This window comes from Streptomyces reniochalinae (genome assembly GCF_003323735.1).
Taxonomy (GTDB): domain Bacteria; phylum Actinomycetota; class Actinomycetes; order Streptomycetales; family Streptomycetaceae; genus Streptomyces; species Streptomyces reniochalinae.
Genome location: NZ_QOIM01000028.1, coordinates 222296 through 246758 on the forward strand (window position 1 = coordinate 222296; position 24463 = coordinate 246758).

23 protein-coding genes and 1 pseudogene are annotated in these 24463 nt (G+C 71.6%); 12 read left to right on the top strand and 12 right to left on the bottom strand.

Annotated features, from left to right (window positions below; genetic code table 11):
* Positions 1-137: 137 nt before the first annotated feature.
* Positions 138-1308: pseudogene (locus tag DQ392_RS10415) on the top strand (acyl-CoA dehydrogenase family protein).
* Between the two features lie 4 nt (positions 1309-1312).
* Here the strand turns inward: DQ392_RS10415 and DQ392_RS10420 are convergent.
* Positions 1313-1915, bottom strand: coding sequence for an RNA 2'-phosphotransferase (locus DQ392_RS10420; protein WP_114015336.1), 603 nt, complete (start codon positions 1913-1915; stop codon positions 1313-1315).
* 153 nt (positions 1916-2068) lie between these two features.
* Positions 2069-3262, bottom strand: coding sequence for an ROK family transcriptional regulator (locus DQ392_RS10425; RefSeq protein ID WP_114015249.1), 1194 nt, complete (start codon positions 3260-3262; stop codon positions 2069-2071).
* Between the two features lie 309 nt (positions 3263-3571).
* Here DQ392_RS10425 and DQ392_RS10430 point away from each other — a divergent pair, with 309 nt between their 5' ends.
* The 4 genes from DQ392_RS10430 (at position 3572) to DQ392_RS10445 (ending at position 8413) form a co-directional block, all read left to right on the top strand.
* Entirely contained in the window at positions 3572-4591 is a 1020-nt protein-coding gene (locus tag DQ392_RS10430) for a Gfo/Idh/MocA family protein (protein WP_114015250.1), read from the top strand.
* A gap of 38 nt (positions 4592-4629) precedes the next feature.
* On the top strand, positions 4630-6171 hold the full coding sequence (locus DQ392_RS10435; RefSeq protein WP_114015251.1) for a sugar porter family MFS transporter: 1542 nt from the start codon (positions 4630-4632) through the stop codon (positions 6169-6171).
* A 160-nt stretch (positions 6172-6331) separates the two neighbouring features.
* Positions 6332-6763, top strand: coding sequence for a PPOX class F420-dependent oxidoreductase (locus DQ392_RS10440; RefSeq protein WP_114015252.1), 432 nt, complete (start codon positions 6332-6334; stop codon positions 6761-6763).
* A 144-nt stretch (positions 6764-6907) separates the two neighbouring features.
* Entirely contained in the window at positions 6908-8413 is a 1506-nt protein-coding gene (locus DQ392_RS10445; RefSeq protein ID WP_114015253.1) for a cryptochrome/photolyase family protein, read from the top strand.
* An 86-nt stretch (positions 8414-8499) separates the two neighbouring features.
* On the opposite strand, the gene DQ392_RS10450 is transcribed toward DQ392_RS10445, so the two are convergent.
* The 3 genes from DQ392_RS10450 to DQ392_RS10460 all read right to left on the bottom strand — a co-directional run bounded on the left by DQ392_RS10450 (position 8500) and on the right by DQ392_RS10460 (position 11912).
* Positions 8500-8937, bottom strand: a complete 438-nt coding sequence (locus DQ392_RS10450; RefSeq protein WP_114015254.1) for a glutaredoxin domain-containing protein — start codon at positions 8935-8937, stop codon at positions 8500-8502.
* Positions 8938-9021: 84 nt separating this feature from the next.
* Positions 9022-10380: a hypothetical protein gene (locus DQ392_RS10455; protein ID WP_147266513.1), complete on the bottom strand. Its 1359-nt coding sequence runs from the start codon at positions 10378-10380 to the stop codon at positions 9022-9024.
* Between the two features lie 149 nt (positions 10381-10529).
* A complete protein-coding gene (locus DQ392_RS10460; protein ID WP_245981325.1) occupies positions 10530-11912 on the bottom strand; it encodes an MFS transporter in 1383 nt (460 codons plus the stop codon).
* An 87-nt stretch (positions 11913-11999) separates the two neighbouring features.
* On the opposite strand from DQ392_RS10460, the gene DQ392_RS10465 reads away from it, so the two are divergent.
* Entirely contained in the window at positions 12000-13451 is a 1452-nt protein-coding gene (locus DQ392_RS10465) for an aromatic amino acid ammonia-lyase (protein WP_114015257.1), read from the top strand.
* A gap of 119 nt (positions 13452-13570) precedes the next feature.
* On the opposite strand, the gene DQ392_RS10470 is transcribed toward DQ392_RS10465, so the two are convergent.
* The gene (locus tag DQ392_RS10470; protein ID WP_114015258.1) at positions 13571-14062 is read right to left on the bottom strand and encodes a DUF6292 family protein; all 492 of its coding nucleotides are present in this window, start codon (positions 14060-14062) and stop codon (positions 13571-13573) included.
* A gap of 236 nt (positions 14063-14298) precedes the next feature.
* Complete coding sequence (locus DQ392_RS10475; RefSeq protein ID WP_114015259.1) at positions 14299-15000, bottom strand: GNAT family N-acetyltransferase; 702 nt, start codon at positions 14998-15000, stop codon at positions 14299-14301.
* A gap of 244 nt (positions 15001-15244) precedes the next feature.
* Between DQ392_RS10475 and DQ392_RS10480 the strand changes: the two genes are divergently transcribed.
* From DQ392_RS10480 to DQ392_RS10495, 4 genes are all read left to right on the top strand, one after another.
* The gene (locus DQ392_RS10480) at positions 15245-15859 is read left to right on the top strand and encodes a TetR/AcrR family transcriptional regulator (RefSeq protein ID WP_114015260.1); all 615 of its coding nucleotides are present in this window, start codon (positions 15245-15247) and stop codon (positions 15857-15859) included.
* A 97-nt stretch (positions 15860-15956) separates the two neighbouring features.
* Positions 15957-17189 carry a cytochrome P450 gene (locus DQ392_RS10485; protein ID WP_114015261.1) on the top strand — a complete coding sequence of 411 codons (1233 nt, stop codon included), beginning with the start codon at positions 15957-15959 and terminating at the stop codon, positions 17187-17189.
* A gap of 36 nt (positions 17190-17225) precedes the next feature.
* Entirely contained in the window at positions 17226-17420 is a 195-nt protein-coding gene (locus tag DQ392_RS10490) for a ferredoxin (RefSeq protein WP_114015262.1), read from the top strand.
* Entirely contained in the window at positions 17417-18634 is a 1218-nt protein-coding gene (locus DQ392_RS10495; RefSeq protein ID WP_220182611.1) for an NAD(P)/FAD-dependent oxidoreductase, read from the top strand. Before DQ392_RS10490 ends, DQ392_RS10495 begins: the two co-directional genes overlap by 4 nt.
* Before the next feature lie 54 nt (positions 18635-18688).
* On the opposite strand, the gene DQ392_RS10500 is transcribed toward DQ392_RS10495, so the two are convergent.
* The 4 genes from DQ392_RS10500 to DQ392_RS10515 all read right to left on the bottom strand — a co-directional run bounded on the left by DQ392_RS10500 (position 18689) and on the right by DQ392_RS10515 (position 22165).
* The gene (locus tag DQ392_RS10500; RefSeq protein ID WP_114015263.1) at positions 18689-19306 is read right to left on the bottom strand and encodes a TOPRIM nucleotidyl transferase/hydrolase domain-containing protein; all 618 of its coding nucleotides are present in this window, start codon (positions 19304-19306) and stop codon (positions 18689-18691) included.
* Between the two features lie 162 nt (positions 19307-19468).
* Positions 19469-20341, bottom strand: a complete 873-nt coding sequence (locus DQ392_RS10505) for a class I SAM-dependent methyltransferase (RefSeq protein WP_114015264.1) — start codon at positions 20339-20341, stop codon at positions 19469-19471.
* Positions 20342-20474: 133 nt separating this feature from the next.
* Positions 20475-21068, bottom strand: coding sequence for a helix-turn-helix domain-containing protein (locus tag DQ392_RS10510; RefSeq protein WP_181856364.1), 594 nt, complete (start codon positions 21066-21068; stop codon positions 20475-20477).
* A 203-nt stretch (positions 21069-21271) separates the two neighbouring features.
* Positions 21272-22165 (bottom strand): NADP-dependent oxidoreductase, encoded by an 894-nt coding sequence (locus DQ392_RS10515; protein WP_114015265.1) that lies wholly within the window; start codon positions 22163-22165, stop codon positions 21272-21274.
* Positions 22166-22235: 70 nt separating this feature from the next.
* On the opposite strand from DQ392_RS10515, the gene DQ392_RS10520 reads away from it, so the two are divergent.
* Positions 22236-22817: a TetR/AcrR family transcriptional regulator gene (locus DQ392_RS10520; protein ID WP_114015266.1), complete on the top strand. Its 582-nt coding sequence runs from the start codon at positions 22236-22238 to the stop codon at positions 22815-22817.
* Positions 22818-23041: 224 nt separating this feature from the next.
* Here the strand turns inward: DQ392_RS10520 and DQ392_RS10525 are convergent, their stop codons facing one another.
* Positions 23042-23371, bottom strand: coding sequence for a hypothetical protein (locus DQ392_RS10525; RefSeq protein WP_425470509.1), 330 nt, complete (start codon positions 23369-23371; stop codon positions 23042-23044).
* A 225-nt stretch (positions 23372-23596) separates the two neighbouring features.
* On the opposite strand from DQ392_RS10525, the gene DQ392_RS10530 reads away from it, so the two are divergent.
* Complete coding sequence (locus tag DQ392_RS10530; protein WP_114015267.1) at positions 23597-24394, top strand: thymidylate synthase; 798 nt, start codon at positions 23597-23599, stop codon at positions 24392-24394.
* The last annotated feature ends 69 nt before the right edge of the window (positions 24395-24463 follow it).

Below are 24463 nucleotides of genomic sequence, written 5' to 3' on the forward strand. Positions count from 1 at the left end.
GCCCGGGGCGGCGTCGACGTGCGCCCGCACGAAGACGCGGCCGATCCTCGTGCACTCGCACATTGGCCCCGGCCCCCGTCGTGCGCCCCAATGAGCGGGCACACCGTTGTCCGCAACCGGCAGCGAAGGAGCCCGCCATGACGCAAGACGCTCTCAGTACGTCCACGCCCTACCTGCTGCCCGAGGTGTACGAGGAGTTCCGGGCCGCGGCCCGCCCGTACCGTCGCGGAGAAGAAGCTCGGCCCCCGGGCGGCACAGGTCGACGCCGCGGGGGAGTTCCCGCACGACAACCACGAGACGCTCGTCGCCGCCGATCTGCACGCGCCAGGGATCCCTGAGGAGTACGGGGGCGACGGTGCCGACTCGCTCGCCGCCGCCATCGCCGTGGAGGAGGTCGCCCGGGTGTGCGCGTCCACCTCCACCATCCAGACCTCCAACAAGCTGGGGGTGACACCGCTGCTGCTGGAAGGCACGGAGCCGCAGCGGCGCCGTTACCTCCCCGAAGTGGCCGCGGGCGACGCCCTGATGGCCTACGCCCTCAGCGAGCGGGAGGCGGGCAGCGACATCGCGGCGATGCGCTGCCGCGCGACGGCGACCGAGGAGGGCGGCTGGGCTCTGGAGGGGGTCAAGACCTGGATCACCTCAGCCGGCGTCGCCCGCTACCTGATCGTCTTCGCCGTCACCGACCCCGGGGCCGGCTCCCGCTCCATCTCGGCGTTCGTCGTCCACGCCGAGGACCCGGGCCTCAACTACGGCGAGCCGGAACGCAAGATGGGTCTCAAGGGGTCGGTCACACGTGAGGTCTACTTCGACGACTGCCGCATCCCCGCCGACCGGCTGCTCGGGCAGCGGGGCAGGGGGCTGCACCTCGCCCTGGGCACGTTGGACCACACCAGGGTCTCGGTCGGCGCCCAAGCGCTCGGAATCGCCCAGGGCGCGCTCGACACCGCCGTGTCCTACGTGCGGGAGCGACGCCAGTTCGGGCAGGCGCTCGCCGACTTCCAGGGCGTGCAGTTCATGCTCGCCGACATGGCGATGCGGGTGGAGTCGGCCCGCCAGATGGTCTACGCCGCCGCGGCTCGCAGCACCGCGCGTGCGCGTGACCTGACGTACTTCGGGGCGGCGGCCAAGTGCCTCGCCTCGGACGCTGCCATGGCGGTGACGACCGACGCGGTGCAACTCCTCGGCGGCTACGGGTACACCAAGGACTTCCCCGCGGAGCGGATGATGCGGGACGCGAAGATCACGCAGATCCACGAAGGCACCCACCAGATCCAGCGGCTCGTCGTCGCCAGAAACCTCGGGTGAGCCGCTAAGGGCGCCGTTCCCCATGCCGGCCGGGGAAGGCGAGGTAGCGCGCCGGAACGGAGTCGGTGAGCCACACGCCGTTGGCACTGTGCTGGAAGGTGTGGCCCCGCTCGTGCATGAGGCCGGCGGCGACTGTCAGCACGACGGCCCTGCCGCGGCGGGCACCCACGCGGGCCGCGGTCTCCCGGTCGGACGACAGATGCACCGCGTGCCGGGCCATCGGCCGCAGCCCCTCGTCACGGATGGCGGCGAGGAAGCGGGGAGTGGTTCCGTGGAACAGCGCGGGCGGGGGCGGCGACGCGGGCAGGCCCAAGTCGACGGCGACCGTGTGTCCCTGGTTCGCGCGGATACGCGTACCGTCGGCGGAGAACGCGTAGCGCTGCTTGTCGTTGTCGGCGACCGTGGCTTCCAGTTCGGCCCGTGTGAGGGGGAAGCCGTGCGCGGCGGACGCAGCGAGGAGTTCGTCGGTGCGAGCCCATCCGCCCGCGTCCAGCACGAGCCCGATGCGCTCAGGGTCGTGACGCAGATGGCGGGCCAGATACTTGGAGACGCGTACTGGCGCGCGTCGCGCCGTCTGTCCTGGGGGTTGTTCTTCATGGGCTTCCAGGGTGCAGGACGCAACCCGGCAGGCGCACCCGTATTTGCCGCTCTCTGAGGGCCGAGGCCGACCTCGCGTCCTGCCCACAGGCGTCGTGCGCGGGCGTTCGGGGAGCGGCGTGCCGCGTGCGCTCCCAAGGCGTTGGCGTGCCGCGTGCGCTCCCTAAGGCATGGCGTGCCGCGTGCGCTCCTCAGGTGGGGTGTGCCGCGGGGGAGTCGGTCCGGGGGTGTTGAAGTGGCGGGAGAGGACGAGACCTGCCGCGCCCAGCAGCGTGGCCTGGTCCTCCAGCGCGGTGAACGCCACCTGGGGCGGCCCGCCGGGGTGGGGCGGGATGCGGGAGTGCAGAGCGCGCTCGATACGGCTCCGCAGTTCCTCGCCACCGGCGACGGTGTCCCCGTGAAGAATGAACAGCCCCGGCGCGAACACCTGGTGGAGGTTCACCAGGCCGACGGCGAGGTTGTCCGCCCACTCGCCGAGCAGTTCCGCCGCGTCCGGTACGCGTGCGGCGGCGAGGCGGGAGAGCGCACCCGCGCCCAGAGTCGTGGCCCCCGGCAGACCTCGGTTCGCCGCCTGTGCGCGGAGCCAGGAGTGGCTGGCGAGAGTCTCCCAGCAGCCCCGCTGGCCGCAGTGGCAGGGCTCACCGTCGACCTGGACGATGCTGTGCCCGACCTCGCCGCCCGCACCGGCCGGCCCCCGGTGCACGTCACCGCCGAGGACGAGGCCGACGCCGAGTGCCTCTCCGGTGTAGACGGACGCGAAGTGGCTGCGTCCGCGCCCCTGGCCGAACCACCGGTCGCCCAACGCCTGGGCGCGCGGGTGCATGTCGACGCACACGAGGTCCATGCTGAGCCGGTCCTGGAGCGTCCGCCCGACGGGCAGGCCGTCGAGCTCGGGCGCGAGGGCGACCTTGACCACGGTTCCCGTGTCCGAGTCCACCATCCCGCCCACCGCGACGCCGACGCCCAGCGGGGTGGTCGAGGCGGCGCCGGCCACTTCCGCCGTCGCGCTCACGAGCGCCTCGACAGCCGCCTTGGCGTCCGGCTCCGCGCTGAAGAGGCGTTCGGCCTTGGTGAGCACCTTCCCGCCGGCGCTGACCAGCGCCGCCTCCACGCGCCCCGGCAGCAGGTGGACCCCGATCAAGGGGGGTGAGTCGGGCGCGAACCACAGCGGGCGGGCAGGTTTGCCGCCGGCGGGGCTGCTGGGCCGCGCCGCCTCCTGCGTGAGCAGACCCTGACGGACGAGCTCCTCGACGATGACCGTCAGGGCGCTGCGGGACAGGCCGGTGACCCGGGCCAGTTCGGCGCGGGAGAGCGGACCGAAGTCGTAGAGCGACTGGAGTATCCGGACCCGGTTCACGGCCTGCCTTTCCCGAGGACCGCAACGCCTGTCGGAGCGGTGATCCTCACTGTCGGGTTACGACGCCTCGCGTACTAACCTCACCGCTCGACGTCAGCTCACTCACTCTGCCACAGGTACGTCACCTGCCGGGAGGCCCTGCGTTCATTCGCCTTGGCGACGAGATGCACGGGAGGAATTCGATCCTCCGCACCCCTTGACGCTCGGCGAGGTTAGTACGCAGTGTGAACTTACTTGATCGGCCGGGCCGGCAGCCGCCGCCCTCTCGCGAGCGGCAGGCCGCGGCCCCACGTTGACGGCGAGGTCCCCATGCAGAAGATCGGCATCATCGGCGGCGGCATACGCGGCCACATGTACGCGAAGTCGCTCCAGCACTTTCCCGGCGCCGACGTCCGTGCGGTGAGCGACCTGTCGCAGGCCACCGCGCAGCGAACGGCCGACACCTTCGGCCTCGCCGCCTACACCGACCACCGGAAGATGCTCCAGGAGGTCGACCTCGACGCCGTCATCGTGGCGACGCCCGACTTCGCCCACCGGGACCCGGCGGTGGACGCGGCGGAACGCGGCCTCCACCTGCTGATCGAGAAGCCGCTCGCGACGACCACCCAGGACGCCGCCGCCATCGAGGCCGCCGTACGGAAAGCGGGGGTGGAGTGCATGGTGGGCTTCGAGAACCGCTGGAACCCAGCCGTCCGCCGCATCCGGGAGACCGCCGCCGCCGGAGAGCTCGGCCAGGTCCTCACCCAGAACATCCTGCTCAGCAACACCTGGTACGTCCCCACCAGGATGCTCTCCTGGGCCGCACGCTCCTCACCCGCGTGGTTCCTGATGAGTCACACGGTCGATGTGGCGACGTGGGTGAACGGCCGCACGGTCGCCTCGGTGGACGCGCGGGGCTCCCGAGGGCAGCTCGCGGCCCGGGGTGTGGACACCTGGGACGTCGTGCACGCCCTGCTCACCTTCGACGACGGCACCACGGCCAATCTGACGTCCACCTGGGTGCTGCCCGACAGCATGCCCTCCATCGTCGACTTCCGGTTGCAGGCCGTCGGCGACCGCTCCGCGGTCCAGGTGGACCTCCACGAGCAGGGTGTCCGGCACGCGGCTGAGGACGGGCTCCGCTTCCCCGGCCTGCTCGGGGACGAGATCGACGGAAGGCTGCAGGGGCCGCCCACGTGGATGGTGCAGCACTTCGTCTCCTGCCTGAACGAGGGCCGCCCCGTCGGCCCCGGCCTGCGGGACGGGCGTGCGGTCACCGACGTGGTCCTCGCCGTGCACGAGTCGCTGTCGACAGGCGGCACCGTACGGCCGGGCACGCACGCCGCCTGAACAGGGCGGCACCTACTGGGCACAGGGAGGAGCGGAACATGGCGGGCACCGGATCGGCGGGCGGCGCAGCGGAACAGGAACCGGTCACCGGGGCCGGTGGTTCCGGCGCGGGCGCCACCATCGGCGAGGAGCGCGGCGACGCGGGGCGGGAAGGGGAGACGCGACAGGCGTCGCACCGGTCCGCGCACGGGCCGGAGCGGGAGACGTCCACGACGCCGGCGCCCGAGCGGCGAAGCCTCGGCACGAAGGTCGCCGTCGTCGCCTCGGCCATCGGCCTCATCTACGGATACGACACCGGGTCCATCTCGGGCGCGCTGGTCTTCCTGGAGAGCGACTACCAGCTGACGACCCTGTGGACCTCGGTGATCACCTCGATCGTCGTGGTCGGCAGCCTCGTGGGCGCGGCGGTCGGCCCCCGGGTCGCCAACGAACTGGGCAGGCGCCGCGCGATGCTCGCCGTGGCCTTCGGCTTCATGGCCTTCGCTGGACTGAGCGCCGTCCCGCTGGGGCTGTGGTGGCTGACCGTGGTGCGGCTCCTGCTCGGAGTGACGGTCGGACTGGCCACTGTCGTCGCCCCCGTCTTCATCTCCGAGTTCGCCTCCGAGGAGAACCGCGGCCGGCTGGGCACCGCCTTCCAGTTCTTCACCTGCGCAGGCGTGATCATCTCCCTGCTCACGGCCTGGGCGCTCTCCGGCACCGAATCCTGGGAGGCGGTGCTCGGCCTGGCCGCGGCCCCGGCCGGGGTGGTCTTCCTCGCCCTGCTGCGCTTCCCCGACAGCCCCCGGTGGTACGCCATGAGGGGCATGCGGGAGCGCGCCTTGGAGACACTGCGGCGGCTCGACCCCGACGCGGACGCCCCGGCACGGCTGACCGCCATCGAGGCGGACCTGGCGGAGAGCGAACACGGCCGCTTCCGGGAGATATTCGCCAAGCGGTACGCCCGGCCCACCTTCTTCGTCATCGCGTTCGGGTTCGCCGTCCAGATCACCGGCAACAACACCATCCTCTACTTCAGCCCGACCATCTTCGCCAAGGCCGGCTTCGGCGACGGCGCCGACAGCATCCTGGCCTCCACACTCGTGCAGGTCGTCGCCGCTGTGGGGGTGGTGCTCTCGATGGCGGTGGTGGACCGCTGGGGCAGGCGCCCGCCGCTGATCGTGGGGACGGCCGCCATGGTGGTGGGACACACGGTGATGGCCTTCGTCTTCGCACAGGACCGCATCTCCACCGGCACCGGGTACGTGGCCACCGCCGCCATCGGGCTGTTCTACCTGGGCTTCTACTTCGGCATCGGCTCCCTGATCTGGGTCTACACGGGCGAGGCGTTCCCGGCCCGCCTGCGCAGTGTGGGAGCCGGCGCGCTGCTCCTGTCCGACTTCGCGGCCAACCTGATCGCCACCTTCGCCTTCCCCAACGTCCTCGCGGCGTTCGGCGGGTCGACCGCGTTCGGCGCGTTCGCCGTCCTCTCCGCGCTCGCTCTGGTCTTCCTGTACCGCATGGCGCCCGAGACCAAGGGCCGCTCCCTGGAGGAGATCCGCGGCTACTGGGACAACAAGGCGACGTGGAGCCGTGCGGGGTGAGACCGGCCGTGACGGTGCGACGCCCGCGCCGCCGCACAGCGGCGGGGCACCATCCGGCCGCCCGCCAGGCGTGTCCCCGCTTGCGGGAATCCGGTGAAAACTGCGGCGCCACACCGAGGTTCGGGAATACCCGCACCCGGTTGTGGGTTGATCTCACGCCATGACGACCACCGCATTCGACCCACGCACCCTGCTGACCGAGAGCCGGCTCGGCATCCTCGCCACCCTCAAGTCGGACGGCCGGCCTCAGCTCTCACCCGTGCAGCCGTTCTACGACCGCGAGGCCGACCGCCTGTACGTGTCGATGACCGAAGGACGCGCCAAGACGGCGAACCTGCGGCGCGACCCCCGCGCAGCCCTGGAGGTCACCAGCGCCGACGGCTGGGGGTGGGCCACAGCCGAGGGCACGGTGACGCTCACCGGTCCTGGAACGGATCCCCACGGCCCGGAGGCCGAGGCGCTGGTGCGCTACTACCGGCTCGCCGCGGGGGAGCACCCGGACTGGGACGAGTACCGCTCCACGATGGTCTCCGACCGGCGCGTGCTGATGACGATGGCGGTCGACCACGTGTACGGCGCCAGGCTCCGCTGAGGAGCGGCGTTCACGCCGCGGACGTCGGCGTCCACAGCGGCCGGGGCCGGCCGGGCCGGTCCCGAGCGTGCCGCCTCCGCCCGCGGCGCAACGTGGATCACACTGGCGGTGGCCGGGTGAGGCAGCCAGGGAAGGATCCACGTGATGGCGGACGAGCGCTTTGAGGAACCGTTCCACTGGCTGTTCGGAGATCAGCTGGGACCGCACTTCCTGCGTCCAGACAGCACCGTCGTCATGATCGAGTCGCGGTCCGTCCTGCGCCGCCGGCGCTTCCACCGTGCCAAGGCGCACCTGCTGCTGTCGGCCATGCGGCACCGTGCGGCCGAACTCGGGGACCGGGTGCGCTACCTCAGGGCGGAGACCTACCGCGACGGCCTGGCCCGGGCCGTGGGTGACGCGTCCGTGACGGTTCACCACCCCACCTCCCACGCCGCTGCGCGCTTCGTGCGCGAGCACGCACAGGTGCGGGTGCTGCCCCCGCGCGGGTTCCTCGTCGAGCCGGACGCGTTCAGCCGGTGGGCGGAGTCCGCCCGCGGCGGGCACCTGCGGATGGAGGACTTCTACCGGTACGTGCGCCAGGACCACGCGCTGCTGATGGACGGCGACCAGCCCGCAGGCGGGAAGTGGAACCTGGACACCGACAACCGCGAGCCCCCGCCCAAGGACAGGGACACGTTGCCGGTGCCGGCTCCCTACCTGCCGCGCGAGGACGCCATCGACGACGAGGTCAGGGCCGATCTGGACCGCTGGGAGCGGAAAGGCGAGGTCTCCTTCGTCGGCCGGGACGGGCCACGGCGGTTTCCGGCGAGCCGTGCGGAGGCCCGGCGTGCGCTGCGCGCGTTCGTGAAGAAGCGCCTGCCCACCTTCGGCCGCTGGGAAGACGCCATGCTCGCGGGGGACTGGGCCATGAGCCACAGCATGCTGTCCGCCGCGCTCAACCTGGGGCTGCTCGATCCGGCGGAGTGCGTCGAGGCCGCTGAGAAGGCCTACCGCGCGGGCGAGGCGCCGCTCAACTCCGTAGAGGGTTACGTCCGGCAGGTCGCCGGGTGGCGCGAGTACATGTGGAACCTGTACTGGTACTTCGGCCCGCGCTACCGGGAGTCCAACGCGCTGGGCCACCACGCGCCACTGCCGGACTGGTTCTCCCGTCTGGACGCCGAGGCGGTCGAGGCCCGCTGCCTGTCCACGACCCTGGCGCAGGTGCGCGACCGTGGCTGGGTGCACCACATCCCCCGGCTGATGATTCTGGGCAACCACGCGCTACAGCGCGGCTGGGATCCGGCGGCGGTGACCGACTGGTTCCACCGCTGTTTCGTGGACGGGTACGACTGGGTGATGCTCACCAACGTCATCGGCATGTCCCAGTACGCCGACGGCGGGCGCATCACCACCAAGCCGTATGTGGCCGGAGGCTCCTACATCAACACCATGAGCGACCTGTGCGGGCCCTGCGCCTACCGGCCCACCGAACGCACCGGCGAGCGCGCCTGCCCCTACACGGCGGGTTACTGGGAGTTCATCCACCGCCACCGCGACCGGCTCTCGCACAACTACCGCTCCGCCCGCGCCGTCAAGCAACTCGACCGCATCAGCGACCTGGACGACGTACTGCGTGACGCCCGGCGACGGGACCCCGACGCGGCGCCGTGAACGGTCCGCACCCGGACACGGATGTGGCCCCCAGCGGGTGAAGAGGTCTCGCCCTCGCTGCGGCGCCGCTGTGGCGCCGCGCTCGCTCAGGCGGAAGGCGAGAGGTGTTCGCGCACCCATGCGGGATCGGGGTTGACGTGTGCCCGCCCCGCCAGCAGGACGGTCGGCACGGTCTCGTCGCCGTCGTTGGCCGCTCGCACCGCCGCCGCTCCGGCCGGGTCGCGCCAGATGTCGACCCAGTGCAGTCGGCGGGCGCTGCGGCCCAGCTTGAGGCGCATGCGCAGGCAGTACGCGCAGCCCGGCCGCCAGAAGACGACCGGTCGGCCGTCGGCCGCGCTGCGGCGTTGCGCCTCCAGCGCGCCGATCGACCGCGGGAAGATCACGGGCGAGTGCGCGACGGCGAGCAGGACGAACAGCACCAGCAGAACCGCGGCGGTACCGGAACTTCCCTGGGAGACCAGCCATGCCGCGACGACCGCGCCGCAGAGCACGTACAACATCGGCACAGTCCACGGACGTTTCATGGGGCACAGGTTACCGACGGACCGAGACGCTCCGGCACCGGACGGTGCGGGAGGCGCCACTGCCGCAGGGCGTCGGGAGGCCGCTCAGTCCTGACCGCCCGCGTCGTAGCGGGCGAGCATGGGGCGAAGGGGTTGCTCGTTGGTGCCCGGCGGGATGTAGCGCACCGCACCCGCGGCGAGCACGGTACGGGTGCCGGGGACCAGACACAGGACGGAGCACTCCATCGGCTGCCCGAAGTCGTACTTCTCCGGTGGCGCGGAGGCGTATTCCGGCGGATCGGGCAGCCTTCCCGGGCTGTCCAGGCGACGCACCTTCCCGTCTTTCGTGAGCCGGTTCTGCGAGTCCAGCAGCAGGCTTCCGGTCCCGTCGGGAACGGTGGTGGCGGTGGAGACGGCACGGTTCATGCGCGGCAGTCGGCGTTTGGTCCAGCCGCTCCCGTCGCCCGTCAGCAGGATGGTCTCCGAGTCGGGCTCCTCTTCGACCTCGCCGTGGTTGAAGTCGTTGCGCCCGAGGGACCACAGACGGTCGCGCTCCGGGTCGTGGACGACGGTGGCCAGGGACGCGCTCGCCTCGGGCGGCACGGGGTCGGGGAAGCGGTAGGCCGGGGTGTCCAGCTTCTGCCAGCCGTCATGTGCCCAGCGGGCGCTCGCCGGTTGCGGATAGCACTCGCCCGACCCGCAGTCGGTATCGACGCTCCCCACGACCCAGACCCGCAAAGTGGCCTTCGGATCCTCCGCGCGGGCCGCGGTGATCGCCGAGGCGTGGAAGGGCAGTTCGGGCACCTGCCAGGCGTCCCCGTCCCAGTGGAGCGTCTTCCCGTCGACGCAGAGCCACAGGCGCGGGCCGACGGCGGCGAACCAGGACCCGTACAGTTCGTCGCCCCCGGACACCTCGCTCTTCACCGCCGGCGGTGCGGGCAGGGTCCGCCACGTGTGGCCGTCCCAGTGGTGTGCGGAGGGGGCGCTCCGCGACGGGCGGCTCGCGAGCCACACATCGTCCGGGCCGCTCGCGGCGAGCGCCCAGGACGCGGCCTTCGGGGCGAGTCCGTCCGGCAGCGGGTGGCTGCGCCACCGGTCGCCGTCCCAGTGGTCCAGGAACAGGGCGTCGGGCCCCTGGCCGTCCTTCACCCCGCCGCGGACGCCGAACGCCCACACGTCGTCGCGTGAGGTGACGGCGAGTGCCTGGTAGGAGCCGTCGAAGGTGTCCGCGAGATGGGTGTAGCGCCAGGCGCCGGAGCCCGACCGGGCGGAGGCTGCCGGGTCGAGGGGCAGGCCGTCGTCGAGGCGAGCCAGGTCGGTGGTGGAGGGGGTGGGTGAGGGCTTCCCCTTTCCACGGCCGTTCGACCGGTCGGAACCGTGCGTCGAGCACCCGGTCAGCGCGGTGGCTCCGGCGAGGGCTGCCACGCTCAGCAACTCGCGCCTGGAAGGAAGGCGTGCATCCATGCGGACCGACTGTAGTACGAACGTGCGTTGGCCTCTCGCGTCCGCTCCCTTCCGTCGGATGCCGGGGGCGACGGCAGCCACCCCGGTGCGCGCACGCTCGTGCGGGTACGCACCCGTCTCCGCTGTGTCCGCGCCTGCCGGGCAGTGTCTCAGTCCAGTTCCATCCCGCTCGTCTCCGGTGCCCAGGCCACGGACACCACCGCTCCGAGAACGAGGAAACCGGTGAGCGCGACCATGGAGGTGGAGAACCCGAACGTCGAGAGGCTCACCGGCAGCAGGAACGTACCCACGGCGGAGCCGATCCGGCTCAGCCCGTTCAGCAGGCCCACGCCCGAACTGCGTACCCCGGTGGGGAACAGCTCCGGGGGATAGACCTGGTCGAGATTGGAAGAGGCCGACATGGTGAACGTGAAGACCAGGAAGAGGGGAAACAGCAGCAGTGTCGGCGCGCTCGGCCAGACACCGATCACCCCGAGCGCGAGGGACATGACGGCGAACGAGGAGATGAGGAACCCGCGGCGGGTGAACCTGGCCACGAACCACAGCCCGCCGACGCCGCCCAGCAGCAGGAAGACGTTGAGCAGCCCGTTGCCGAGGAACTCCTCGTCCGCGAGCCCCAGGCGTGCCATGACCGTCGGCAGGAACGTGTAGATGGCGAAGTACGGGATGACCTGGCAGTTGTAGTAGAGGACGCCGAAGAGGGTGTTCCTGCGGTGACGTCGGCGGAACAGCTCGCGGTAGTCGTGCGTTTCCTCGGGCTGCGCTCGCGTGAGGAGAGGGGAGAGGTCGATCCCGGAGCCGATGTGCTTGGCGACCACCGCCTTGGCCTCGTCGACGCGTCCCCTGCTGATGAGCCAGCGCGGGGACTCGGGGGTGCCGACGCGCATCAGCAGGACGAAGACCGCGGGGAGGGCGCTGCTGGCCAACAGCCACCGCCAGCTGTCTCCGCCGAAGTCGACCAGGTAGTTGCCGAGGAAGTAGGCGGCGATGTACCCGACGGTCCACATCGCGGTGAGTGAGGCGAGGAGGCCGCCGCGGTAGCGGCGCGGGCAGAACTCGGCCACCAGCGTCGGGCCGAGGGCGTAGTCGGCGCCGATGCCGAAGCCGATCAGGAGGCGCAGCACGAACAGTTCGGTGGGCCCGGTGACGAAGAACTGGGCCACGGAGGCGACCGTGATCAGCAGGAAGTCCAGCATGTAGATCCGCTGTCTTCCGTAGCGGTCGGCGGCCCAGCCGAGCACGATGCTTCCCGCGAAGATGCCGATCAGCGCCGAGGCTCCGAGCAGGCCCTGCCAGGCCGCGCCGAGTTGCATCTGCGGGGTGATCAGTGTCAGGGCGATGCCGATGATGCCCAGGTGGTAGCCGTCGGAGAAGTTCGCGCCGAAGGTGAGCGCGGTGATCTTGATGTGGAAGCGGTTCAGGGGCGCGTCGTCGAGGGTCGGGGGCCCCTGCGGGGAGGCTGCCGCGCCGTCAGGCGGGCTGGGGGTGTTCGGCTGCTTCGGGGTGCGGGTGGCCTCGGGGACGTGTTCCACGGCTTTCTCCTCAGACTTGCCAAGCACCATGAATGGAGGATTTCATGCAGCCTCAGAGGTGAATAGATCTATGTCAAGGGGTGGGTGATGACCGACAGCAGCACTGTCCGCATCGACGGTCGGCACCTGCGCTGTGCCGACGTCGTCCGCGTGGCACGCCGGAGCGCGTGGGCGAAGCTCGACGACGCAGCGCTCGTAAGGGCCCGCGAAGCCTACGTGGTGGCGCGGGACATCGGCGCCAAGAGAGCCGTCTACGGGCGGACGACCGGCGTCGGAGCGAACCGGCACGACGTCGTCGACCCCGACTCCGCCGACCAGCACGGCCTGCGCCTCCTCAGCAGCCACGCGGGCGGCACGGGCGAGCCGGCAGCCGACCCCCTCGTCCGCTCGACCCTGCTGATCCGCCTCAACCAGCTCGCCGCGGCCGGCAGCGGGGTCCACCCCCGCCTCCTGGAGGCCCTGTCCGGCGCGCTGCGCGTCGGCGCCCTCCCGCGCGTGCACTCCCTCGGCGCCATCGGCACCGGTGACCTCAGCGCGCTCGCCGAGATCGCCCTGACGCTCGCCGGGCGGCGCCCCTGGGCCGTGGGCTCCCTCCCTCCGGTGCCGATCAGCCCCGGCGACGCCCTGGCGTTCATCTCGAGCAACGCCGCCACCCTCGCGGAGTCCGTACTGGCGTGGCACGACCTGCGCGAGCTGCTCCACTCCAGCCACCTCGTCGCGGGGCTGTCCTACTGCGCGCTCGGCGGTTCACCCGAAGCGTTCAGCGCTCGCGTCCACGCGCAGCGGCCGCACCCCGGATCCGTGCGCAGCGCCGCCGAGATGCGCCGCATCCTGTGGGGCGACGACGAGCCCCGGGCCGGCCGCAGGCTGCAGGACCCCTTCGGGCTGCGTGCGTTCCCCCAGGTTCAGGGGCCGGCGCTGGACGCTGTCGACTCCCTGGAGAGCGTGCTGACCACCGACCTCAACGCCGCCGCGGAGAACCCGTTCATCGACATCGACACGGAGAACGCCTACCACCACGGACACTTCTCCACGGCCTACCTCGCGCTGTCGCTCGACCACCTGAGGGCCGCGCTCCACCACGTCGCGGAGCTGTCGGCGGCTCGGCTCGGCGACCTGGTCGAACCAGAGCTGACGGGGCTGTCCCCGTTCCTGGCCGCCGGGCCGTCCGGCAGTTCGGGCATCATGATCCTCGAATACGTCGCCCACGACGCCCTCAGCCAGTTGCGGCACGCGGCCGCACCGGTCACTTTGGGAACGGCCGTCATCTCCCGCGGCCTGGAGGACCACGCCAGCTTCTCCACCCAGGCGGCGCGCAGCACCTCCGCCGCGATCGGCGCCTACCGTACCGTGCTCGCGTGCGAACTGCTGGCCGCCGTACGGGCGCTGCGGCTCAGGTCCGGGGAACTGCCGCACGCCCCGGTCGCGGAGGCGTTCCGCATCGCTGCGGCGTCCCTGCCGATGGTCGCCGAGGACCACCCGTTGACGGAAGAGATCGCCCAGGCCGAACAGCTCGTGGCCGGGTTCGCCGCTCTGTGAGCGGCGTCCCGTGCAGCGACGCGCCGCTGGGTGAGGACCGCTCCGCCCAGCACACAAGGGGCCGCGGCGCGACGGAGGGGGTCAGGCCGCCGCGCGCCCTGACCCCCTCCGGGTGGCGCTCACGGCGCCGGCTGGACCGGCACTTCCCGCACTTCCTCGCCCGCCGCGTACACCGCCAGACGTCGGGCGACCGGCTCGGTCAGGTCGCCGTGCGCGACGGCTCGCGCCTGTGGCGGGGCGAGCCGTACGTCATCTCCGACGGTGGTCTCCGCGGCCTGTAGGGGCAACTCGTCGGCTCTCTCGTCGAGAAGCTCGGCGGCTCGGAGGACATCGTCGGGTGCGGGCACCAGCGCGTCGGCGACCAGATGACGGCGACGGCCGCTCGGCTCACCGTCCGGGTCCACGGTGTCGTACCACCAGCCGTCGTCCTGGCCCCAGAACAGTGCCCACCGCCCGTCGCACTCCACCGAGATCTCCAGCAGGGCCGAGGCGTCGGGTGTGGGCGGCTCCAGGCTGGTCGCGCCGGCACGGTCCCCGAAGGCGCGTGTGACGGCGCGCAGGTAGGGGGCATGGGCGCATTCAAAGAGCACGCCCGCGAGAAGGTCAGTCATAGCGGCAGCATCACCCCTGCCCCGGTCCCGAGCCGCGGGGCGCGCGGAAGACGCACGGATTAACACCCTCTCGCGCGCCCGCCCACATGCCGGCGGGACGGTACCGAGGCGACCGGCACAGGGTCGTGCCGCTGCCCGCTGCCCGCTGCCCGCTGCCCGCTGCCCGCTGCCCGCTGCCGGCGTTCGGCCCCCGGACGTGCGCGGCGCACGCCGAGGTCGCCGTCGGGGCGACCTGGTCACGGCGTGCGGAAGCCCCGGAACGTCACATGCCTCCTGAACTGGAAGCCGAGCCTTTCGTAGAGGGCGATCGCGCCGGTGTTCGCCTCGGCCGCGTGCAGGAAGGGGGTTTCGCCACGGGCCATGATCCGCGCCACGAGCGCACGCACCACACGGGCCGCGTGTCCTCGCCCGCGCGCTTCGGGAGCCGTGCACACCGCGCTGATCTCGGCCCAGCCCGGCGGCCGCAGTCGTTCTCCCGCCATCGCCACCAGGGCGCCGTTCTCGCGGACGCCGAGATAGGTGCCGAGTTCGTGGGTGCGCTGCCGAAAGGGTCCTGGCCGCGTGCGGGCGACGAGATCGAGCATCTCGGGCACGCTCTCCGCCCCCAGCTCGACCACGCCGGTGGCGGCGCCCGTAGGTGGCGGGGCGAGGCGGTCGCTGTCGGACCACACCATCTGGCGGCCTTCCAGGACGAAGACCGGTTCCCAGTCCCGAGGCGGGGCCGCCGGGCAGCTGAACATGTCGGCGAGCTGTCCTCGACCCAGCAGCCGGGCCAGGTCCACCCACTGCCCGGGTCCCGGATCGGCGCCGACGGAGGAGAAGGTCGCGACTTCGGGCAGAAAGCCGGCGACCCGGCCGAGGCGGCGGGCGAGGTGCGCGTGGTGCCCGCGGAGCGAGGCACCCACCGGGTCGTCGAGTGCGGCGGCGTCGCGCTTCATCGTGGTGCTTCGCCTTTCGTGTCCTACGGGGTGACGGTGGCGGATCCGACGGGCGACCAACCCGCCGTGCCGATCATCCTACGGATGGGCGGGCCGGCCCCGGGCCGAGGAGCCGCCGTGGACGGACCCCGTCGCCGCGCACCACCGCCGCCCGGCGGTGGCGCGCAGCGGATTTCCGCGGCGCAGCGGATCGATAAGTTCGAGCCACAATGAGTGGTGCTTTCCATGGCCGGAAGGGGACGAGGTGACTGACGGATTCAAGCGCCGCACGCCGAGCCGGTGGGGGGAGGGCGGCGCACTGCGCGAGGAGATCCTCGCGGCCGCCGCACGACTGTTGGCGGAGTCCGGCCGCGAAGGGGACCTCTCCCTGCGTGCGGTCGCCCGTGAGGTCGGTATCTCGGCCCCCAGCATCTACCTGCACTTCGAGGACCGTGCGGAGCTGGTGTCCACGCTCACGCGACGGGCGTACGAACGGCTGGTCGCCGACCTGCGAGCGGCCGGGGAGCGGGGGGCGGTCGACGGGCCGCGGGCGGGGTTGCGTGCCATGACCCTGCGGTATTGCCGGCTGGCTCTGGACAACCCGAGGCTCTACCGGCTGATGTTCGGCATCGAGCGGATCGAGGTTCCCCGCGAGGAGCTGGCCTCCCACCCGCTGTGGCTGGTGGCCGAGGCGTGGCACGACGCCGTCGCGGCCTGTCGGCGCGGGGCGTCGGAGTCCGACGACAGGCGGGTGGCCAGGTTGCTGTGGTTCTCCCTGCACGGGGTGGTGGCGATGGCCATGTCCACGCCGTTCCAGGCGGACCGCCAGGCGTTGGAGGAAATGGCCGACGACCTCCTCGACTTGGCGCTGACCAGATGACATGGGTGCCGCCGATCACTTCGGGCCAAGTGATTGCCCAAGGCACCTAACGGTGTTAGCAAAGGAAGGACGCAATTCCTCTGCCGTGGAGGCATGTATGACGGAGACAGTGGCGGACACCGCAGCCGGACTGCCCGGATTTCCTTCACCCAGGGCAGCGGGGTGCCCCTTCGACCCCCCGCCGGCCCTTCGTCCCCCGCACGCGGACCGACCTGTCTCCCGCGTGCGAATCTGGGACGGCACGCAGCCGTGGCTGATCACTCGTCACGAAGACCTGCGCGCACTGCTGAACGACCCACGGGTCAGTGCCGACTGCACTCGCGACGGCTATCCGCACAGGTCCGCCTCGATGCAGGGCAGCGACCCCGCCACCCAGACCTTCCTGACCATGGACGATCCGGAGCACGCCCGGATGCGCCGGATGGTGACGTCCCCCTTCGCCATCAAGAAGATGGAGGCCCTGCGGCCGGCCATCCAGAAGATCGTCGACGACCTGATCGACGCGCTGCTCGCGGGCCCCCGGCCGGTCGACCTCGTCGAGGCGTTCGCGCTGCCCGTCCCCAGCCTCGTCATCTGCGCGCTGCTCGGTGTGCCGTACGAGAAGCACGACTTCTTCCAGCGCAACACCAGGGTCATCGTCCGCCGCACCTCCACGCCCGAGGAGGTGGCAGCGGCGAACAAGGCGCTCGTCGACTACATGGACGACCTCCTTGGTGACAAGCTCGCGCGGCCCGCCGACGACCTCTTGTCCACCCTGGCCACCGAGCGCGTCGCCACCGGCGAGATGACGCGGCGCGAAGCAGCGCGCATGGGTAACCTCCTGCTCGCCGCGGGCCACGAGACCACCGCCAACATGATCGCTCTGGGCACCGTCGCGCTGCTGCGGAACCCCGACCAACTCGCCCGGCTACGGGACTTTGAGGACGACCCCAAGGCCGTCGCGGGCGCGGTCGAGGAACTCCTCCGCTACCTGAACATCACCCACTCCGGGCGCCGTCGCGTGGCGCTGGAGGACATCGAGATCGGTGGCGAGACCATCCGCGCCGGTGAAGGCATCATCTTCGCCAACGACATCGCCAACCGGGACCCGGACGCCTTTCCCGGGCCCGACCGGCTCGACATCGGACGGGACGCCCGCCGCCACGTCGCCTTCGGCTACGGCGTGCACCAGTGCCTCGGCCAGCCGCTCGCCCGCGTCGAGCTCCAGATCGTCTACAGCACGCTGTACCGCCGCATCCCCACCCTGGCGCTGGCCACCCCGTTCGAGCAGCTCGAGTTCAAGCACGACGGCATCGTCTACGGCGTCTACAAGCTCCCCGTCACCTGGTAACCCTTCGCCGCCCTCGACGAGAGAAGTGAGTAACCCATGCGTGTGGAAGTCGACCAGCCCAAGTGCGTCGCGTCCGGGCAGTGCGTCCTGGCGGCCCCCGACGTCTTCGACCAGGACGACGACGGCATCGTCGTGACGCTGAACGACCGTCCGGACACCGGCATGCACGACGACGTGCGGGAAGCGGCGGCGCTCTGCCCGGCCGCCGTCATCAGCCTGGTGGAGAAGTGACACCCTCGCCGCCGCCGCGACGCGTCGTCATAGCAGGAGCCTCGGCGGCCGGACTGTCCGCCGCCGAGACCCTGCGCCGAGAGGGCTTCGCGGGCACGGTCACCCTCGTCGGCCAGGAGCGGCACCTTCCTTACGACCGCCCGCCGCTGTCCAAACAGGTTCTGACCGGGGCCTGGCCCGCCGCGCGCACGGCACTGCGCACAGCGGAAGACCTGCGGGCGCTCGACATCGACCTGCGGCTCGGTACGGCCGCGGCCGCACTCTCGCCCGCTGCCCGGACGGTCACCCTGGCCGACGGCACGGACATCGGCTACGACGCGCTGATCGTCGCCACGGGGGTCCGCCCCCGGCTGCTGCCGTGGTGCGGCACTCCGGGCGTGCACGTGCTCCGCGACCTGCGGGACGCCCTCGGCCTGCGGCAACGGCTGACCGCTGGACGGCGGTTGGTCGTGGTCGGCGCCGGGTTCCTCGGCGCGGAGGTCGCCTCCGCGGCGCGCACCCTCGATGTGGACGTGACCCTCGTCGAACCCGCCGCCGTCCCCCTCGCACACGCCGTCGGACACCGAGTCGGCGCCCACCTGGCCCAGTTGCACCGAGACCACGGGGTCGACCTGCGTCTGGGTACGCAGGTCGCCGAGATCGCCGCCGGGACCGGCCGGGTCACCGGGGTCCGCCTGTCAGACGGAACCTCGCTCCCGGCCGACGACGTGCTGGTGGCTGTCGGATCCGAACCCAACACCGCATGGCTGCGGGGGAGCGGACTGCGGCTGTCCGACGGTGTGGTGTGCGACGAGTACAACGCCGCCGCCCCCGGGGTGTACGCGGCAGGCGACGTGGCCCGCTGGCACCACACGCTGTTCGACACCTTGATGCGCGTCGAGCACCGCACCAACGCCGCCGAACAGGGCATGTCCGCGGCACGCAACCTGCTGCGGCCCGAGCAGGCAGCGCCGTTCGTCCCCATCCCGTACTTCTGGTCGGACCAGCACGGCAGGAAGATCCAGGCCTACGGCCAGGTGCGCGGCCATGACGAGGCGCGGGTGGTGGAGGGCGATCTGGCCGACGGCCGCTTCCTTGTCCTCTACCGCACCGGCCGCACCCTCACCGGCGCCCTCGCCGTGGGCATGCCGCCGAAGGCACTCCGCCGGTGGCGGGCCGCCATAGCCGCCGGAGCGGACTGGCACACCCTCACCACGGACTCCCTCGTCGCCTGACGGAGCGTTGCCGTGACCGCTCACGGGTCACGCGGTCTCTCGGTTCCGGGCGGGTCACAGGCTCCTGAGCAGGTTGTCGAGGGGAGCCGGTACCTGCTCGGGACCGAGCGCCTCGACCAGGAGGTGGCCGTAGCGGATCTTGCGACCCTTCTTCGTGCCGAGGAACCGCCGCAACTGCTGTGACCGGGGGCGGTCGCGGTGTGCGGGCTGGTGGAGGAAGGTCTGCCAGGCGCGGAGGTCGCCCTCACCGCGGACGATCTCCTCCACCCGCGCCGTCCCCAACGCACGGACCATCTCGTCCTCCAGGTCGGCCGCACACACGAAGACGTCCCCGTGCGGTGCCCGCGCCCGCGCGAACCCGCGGTCGAAGAAACCGCGCTCGCGCTCGTCGCACAGTCCCGCCAAGCGCAGGCCGAGACCGGGCGGCCCGAGGAGAGCGGCGTAGCGGCCGACACTCATCGCCCCGCCCATCGGCACGACGCACACGCCCTCGGCGGGCAGGTCCCGGCCCTGCTGTGCGGCCAGTGTCTCGACGGCCGCGAGATCACTCAGCCCTTCCAGCAGCACCGCCGTACGGACACCGAGCCGCAGAGCCCGGTCACTTGCCGGCCCGCCCGGTCCGCCGCTCGCCCAGTCACCGACCGCGTCCAGGAACGCCCGCGTCTGCGTCATGGCCCGAGTCTGCACCTGCGGTGAGAGGACCGCACGGGGTTATCCGACGGTCTCGGGCCGCTCCACGGCCTCGAAAGGGACGGGACGCATCGGGGTGCGGAGCGGGGCCGCCGCTCGGCACCTCCACAGCGGGGGAGGAGCGCCAGGGGGCCGGCGCAGGACTCAGGCGCGGCGTGCGGCCCAGACGGTGCGTTCGGTGCGCACTGCCAGGTCGTCGCGGTGCAGGATGCTGTGCGGGCTGTCGGTGTCGAGGAGTTGGTCGAGTGCGGCGAGGTCCTCGCTGGAGAGTGACTCGGCGGCGGTGCCGCGAATGCGTTGCAGACTGCCGAGCGCGTACCGGCCGACCGCTTCGCTGCGGGCGCCCTCGATGTGCACCGGCACGGTGCGTTCGCCCTCGACGGTGAATCCGGCGGCGGCCAGCATCGGCCCCCAGTCGGCGCCGCGGTGGGGCACGTGCTCGGCGTGGAAGCTGTCGCTCGCTGCGTGGCAGCGCTCTTCCAGACCTGGCCGGTCCTCGGGGGCGTATCCGGGCAGGAAGCGGGGGAAGCCGGCCAGCTCGACGACGGCGAACAGGCCGCCGGGCGCGAGCATGCCGTGGACGTTGCTCAGGGCACGGTCCGGGTGGGCCATGTGGTGCATCGAGGCCGAGGCCCATGTCAGGTCGGGTGAGCCGAGGTCGGGCCAGTCGGAGTCGTCGAGATCCGCCTGGACGGTGCGCACGTGCTCCTCCACGCCGCGCGCGCACGCTGTGTCGCGCAGCTGTTTGAGATGGGCGGCCGATGTGTCGACGGCGGTGACGTGTGCCTCGGGGAAGCGGTCGAGCAGGGCGAAGGTGCCCGCCCCCGTGCCGCAGCCCAGATCGACGATGTGGCGCGGGTTCGTCTTCAGCGGGAGCCACGCGGTGATGGAGGCGGTGTGTTCGGCGAGAACCTCGGCGTCCAGATCGAGGATCTCGGCCTGGTCGCCGGGCTCGTGCTTTCGATGCGTGCCGGGCTGAGTGCTGTCGTGGGAGGTGTGCGGATGCTTGGTGGTCATGCCGTCACACTAAGCCGGTCATGCGTCAGGGGCACCCTCTCTTGCGCCAAAGGCAAGGCGCGGGCCGTGGGTGCTGCCTGTCGCGCAAGAGCCATGCGCCAGGGGCGAGGGCCGTCATCTGCGGCTCGCGCTCTCACGCGCGGCCGCCGGTCTCACCGCCGTCGTCCGGTTGGTGGCCGCGGCGGGCGTCGCGGTCGAAGATGCCGAGGATCTCGCACGGTCCGCTCCCGGCGGCGCCGATCGCGTGCGGCATCATCGTGGGGAACTCGGCGGCCTGGTGGGTTTCGACGCGGAAGCGGTGGTGGCCGAGCATGAGGACCGCGGTGCCGGACAGCACGACCAGCCACTCGCGGCCGGGGTGGGCACGCATGCGTGAGGGGTCGTCGGGCGGCGGGTCGGTCATCCGCTGGAGCAGGACGCTCACGCCGGGGTCGCCCTTGACGGACCAGCGCAGGCGGTCGTGGGCGCTGTCGATCGTCGGGCTGGTCACGACGTCGTCGGCGGCGGTCTCGACGAGCTGGTCGAGTGTGGTGTCCAGAGCGCGGGCGAGAGTCACGAGCTGATCCAGCGCGAGCCGTCGCCGCCCGTTCTCGATGCGGCTCAGCGAGGACTGGCTGAGGTTGGCGCGGCCGGCCAGCTCTTCCAGGGACAAGCCCTGTGCGACGCGCAGCGCGCGGATCCGCTTGCGTACGAGGCTCTCCAGGCCGGCATCGTCGTCTTGCGTCATGAGCAGCAGCATATGCACGCTACGCAGCCCGGGCCGGCTCGCGTGCGGTCCCCCTGCCCGGCGGCCTCGACGGCGGTAAGCCCGTTCACCGCCGCCGAGGATGATCCGGTCCCCACCCGGTGGTCACCACACCGGCAGGCGCCACACCACCAGTCACCACCGTGCCGGAACCGGAGGTTGGCGTGCCGGCACCGGGGGTCGGCTCAGACGAGTATGACCCGGCGTCCGCGCGTGTGGCCGGCCTGGCTGTCGATGTGCGCCGCCGCCGCTTCGGCGAGCGTGTACGACTGCTCGACGGGGATGTGGAGCTTCCCGCGCGCGATCAGGCCGGCGGCCTCGGTGAGCGCGTCCGGCACGCTCCCGGCGACGCCGGAGAAGCGGACGCCGAGCTCCGGCGCGGCCAGATCGGCGATGGTGAGCACCTTGAGCGGGTCCCCGGTCAGGTCGACGAGTTCGCGGATGACGCCCGAGCCGGCCAGGTCGAGAGCCGCGTCGACGCGGCCGAGTGCCCGTACCCGCTCGACCCAGCCCTCGCCATACGTCGTGGCCAGGGCGCCCAGGCTGCGCAGGTAGTCCTGGTTCGCGACACCGGCCGTGCCGATCACCGTGATGCCGCGGTCGCGGGCGATCTGCAGCACCGCGGATCCGACTCCTCCGGACGCGCCGCTGACCAGCAGTGTCTGCCCGGACCGCACGCCGACCTCGCGGATGACGCGCAGGGCCGTCTCCGTCACCGAGGGGTATCCGGCCGCCTCCTCGAACGTCAGCCCCTCGGGCATCCTGGCCCAGGCCGACAGGACGGCGAACTCGGCGTAGGTGCTCGAACCCTCGCCGAAGACGTGGTCTCCGACCTCGATCCCCTCGACGCCCTCGCCGACCTCGTCCACCACGCCGGACGCGTCCAGCCCGACTCCGGCCGGCAGTTCGATCGGATGGGCCTTGAGGATCTGCCCTTCCCTGACCCTCCAGTCGACGGGGTTCACACCCGCCGCCCGCACGGCGACGCGGATGTGGCCAGGGCCCGCGTGGGGTTCTTCGGCGTCGACGAGTCGCAGAACGTCGGGACCGCCGAACTCGGCGAAGATCACTTTTCTCATGCGGTCGACCGTAACACTAACGGTTAGTGTTTCGGAACAGTTGCAGTTTCCTACCTGCTAGCGTGAGTGCATGACCGTGCCGACCGGACGCCGCGAGCGCAAGAAGGCCGCGACCCGCAAGAAGATCGCCGATGCCGCCCTGCGGCTCTTCCTGGACCGCGGATACGACGCGGTGGGTATCCGTGACGTCGCCGCCGAGGCCGACGTGGCCGTCACCACGCTCTTCTCTCACTTCGCCTCGAAAGAGGCCCTGGTATTCGAGCAGGACGAGGGCTTCGAGCAGCGCCTCACACGGGCGGTCGCCGACCGGGCGCCGCACGAGCCGCTCATCCCCGCGCTGCGCCGCGAGATCCTGGCCCTGGTGCGGCACTGCACGGCGGAAAGCGCCGCCCCCGTCTGGCACATGATCGAGGGGTCGCGATCCCTGCGGGAGTACGAGGAGTCCATGCGGTTGCGCCACGCGGAATCGCTGGCGGCTGCCCTCGCCGCCGCTCCCGATCTGTCACAGAGCACGACGGTCCGCCGGACGATCGCGCGGTTCGTGATCGACGCCTATGCGCTGGCGCGTGAAGCCGCCGATCCGGATGGCGCGGTGGACGAGATCTTCCGGATGATCGAGGCGGCCTGGGAGGTGGCCTGCCACCCCGCCTGAGGGGCTTTGTCTCCGGGGGTTCCGGGGCCGCGACGGCCCGCCGCGGCGATCCCCGCCCCGTTCGCCCCGTCCGACTCCTCGTCAGCTCTTCTCGGTGGGGCGAGCGCGGATCCCAGGGCTTGGGGCCGGGCCGTGCAGCGCGGGTTCCGTCGTGATGCTGTAGGCCGACTCCGGCGTCGCGGTGCGCCCGAACGGGACGAGCCCGGCGTGCCGGAAGCGCACCATCAGACAGGAGTCGGCCCCCGTCGACGTTGCCTGCCGCGAGGCGGCTGCCCGGCTCCTGCCGCGAGGCGGCTGCCCAGCTCCGTGTGCCTCCCGGCCATGGAGACGCCGATGTCCTTGATCAGGAAGGGGTCTGCGGCCGGCGGCGTGCTGCCGGGCTCAGGCGTGTCGTCGGACGGCCATGTCTCCACGACGGCGTTGAGCCGCGGATCGACCCTCCGCGCGGTCTCGCGTGCGGCTGCTTCCAGCGCGGCGGGGGTCACTGCGCCGCGAGCCACCAACTCCGCGAGCCCCACCGCGTCGAAGGCCACGTACTCGGGGGAAACTCTCACGGTGCCGGCGCCCTGCTCGACACCTTCGTCGCCTCTTTCTCCTCACGCCTCGCCCTCGTACGGGACACCGGACTCGCCGCCTGGTGCCGAGCGTCCTGAGCCGGCGACGCACTCCCGACCCCCGCCGAGACACCCCCGACCCGGAACGTGCCGGCTCGTGGCGTGTCGTCGCCCGGCGGGGACGGCGACGTCTCGTTCCCGGGCCGGTCAGTAGACTCGACGGCTGTGGCGGACACCCAGTACGAAGACCTGTTGCGGCTGACACTCACGACCGGAACGGCCAAGGCCGACCGGACGGGCACCGGAACCCGCAGCGTCTTCGGACACCAACTGCGCTACGACCTCACGCAGGGGTTCCCGCTGGTCACCACCAAGAAGGTGCACCTCAAGTCCCTCGTGTACGAACTGCTGTGGTTCCTGCGCGGCGACTCGAACGTCGGCTGGCTGCGCGAGGCAGGCGTCACCATCTGGGACGAATGGGCCGACGTGAACGGCGACCTCGGACCGGTCTACGGTGCACAGTGGCGCTCCTGGCCCACCCCTGATGGCCGGCACATCGACCAGATCAGCGAGGTTCTCGACACGCTGCGCCGCGACCCGGACTCGCGCCGGATGATCGTCTCCGCCTGGAACGTCGCCGACCTGCCCCAGATGGCACTCGCGCCGTGCCACGCCCTCTTCCAGTTCCACGTCGCGGACGGAAAGCTCTCCTGCCAGCTGTACCAGCGCAGCGCCGACCTGTTTCTCGGCGTCCCGTTCAACATCGCCGGCTATGCCCTGCTCACGCACATGGTGGCGCAGCAGACCGGCCTGGAGCCGGGCGACTTCATCTGGACAGGCGGTGACTGCCACATCTACGACAACCACGTCGAGCAGGTCACCGAACAGCTCTCGCGCACCCCCTTCGCCTTTCCCCGCCTGCGCCTGCGCGAAGCCGACTCGCTCTTCACCTACGCCTACGCCGACGTGGCGGTGCTCGACTACCGGCACCACCCTGCCATCAAGGCCCCGGTCGCGGTGTGAGAGTCGCTGCTACCGCCCTCGCCCAGCGGGCTCGCCACCGCGGTTGACCCTGACACCGTGACAAGGTCT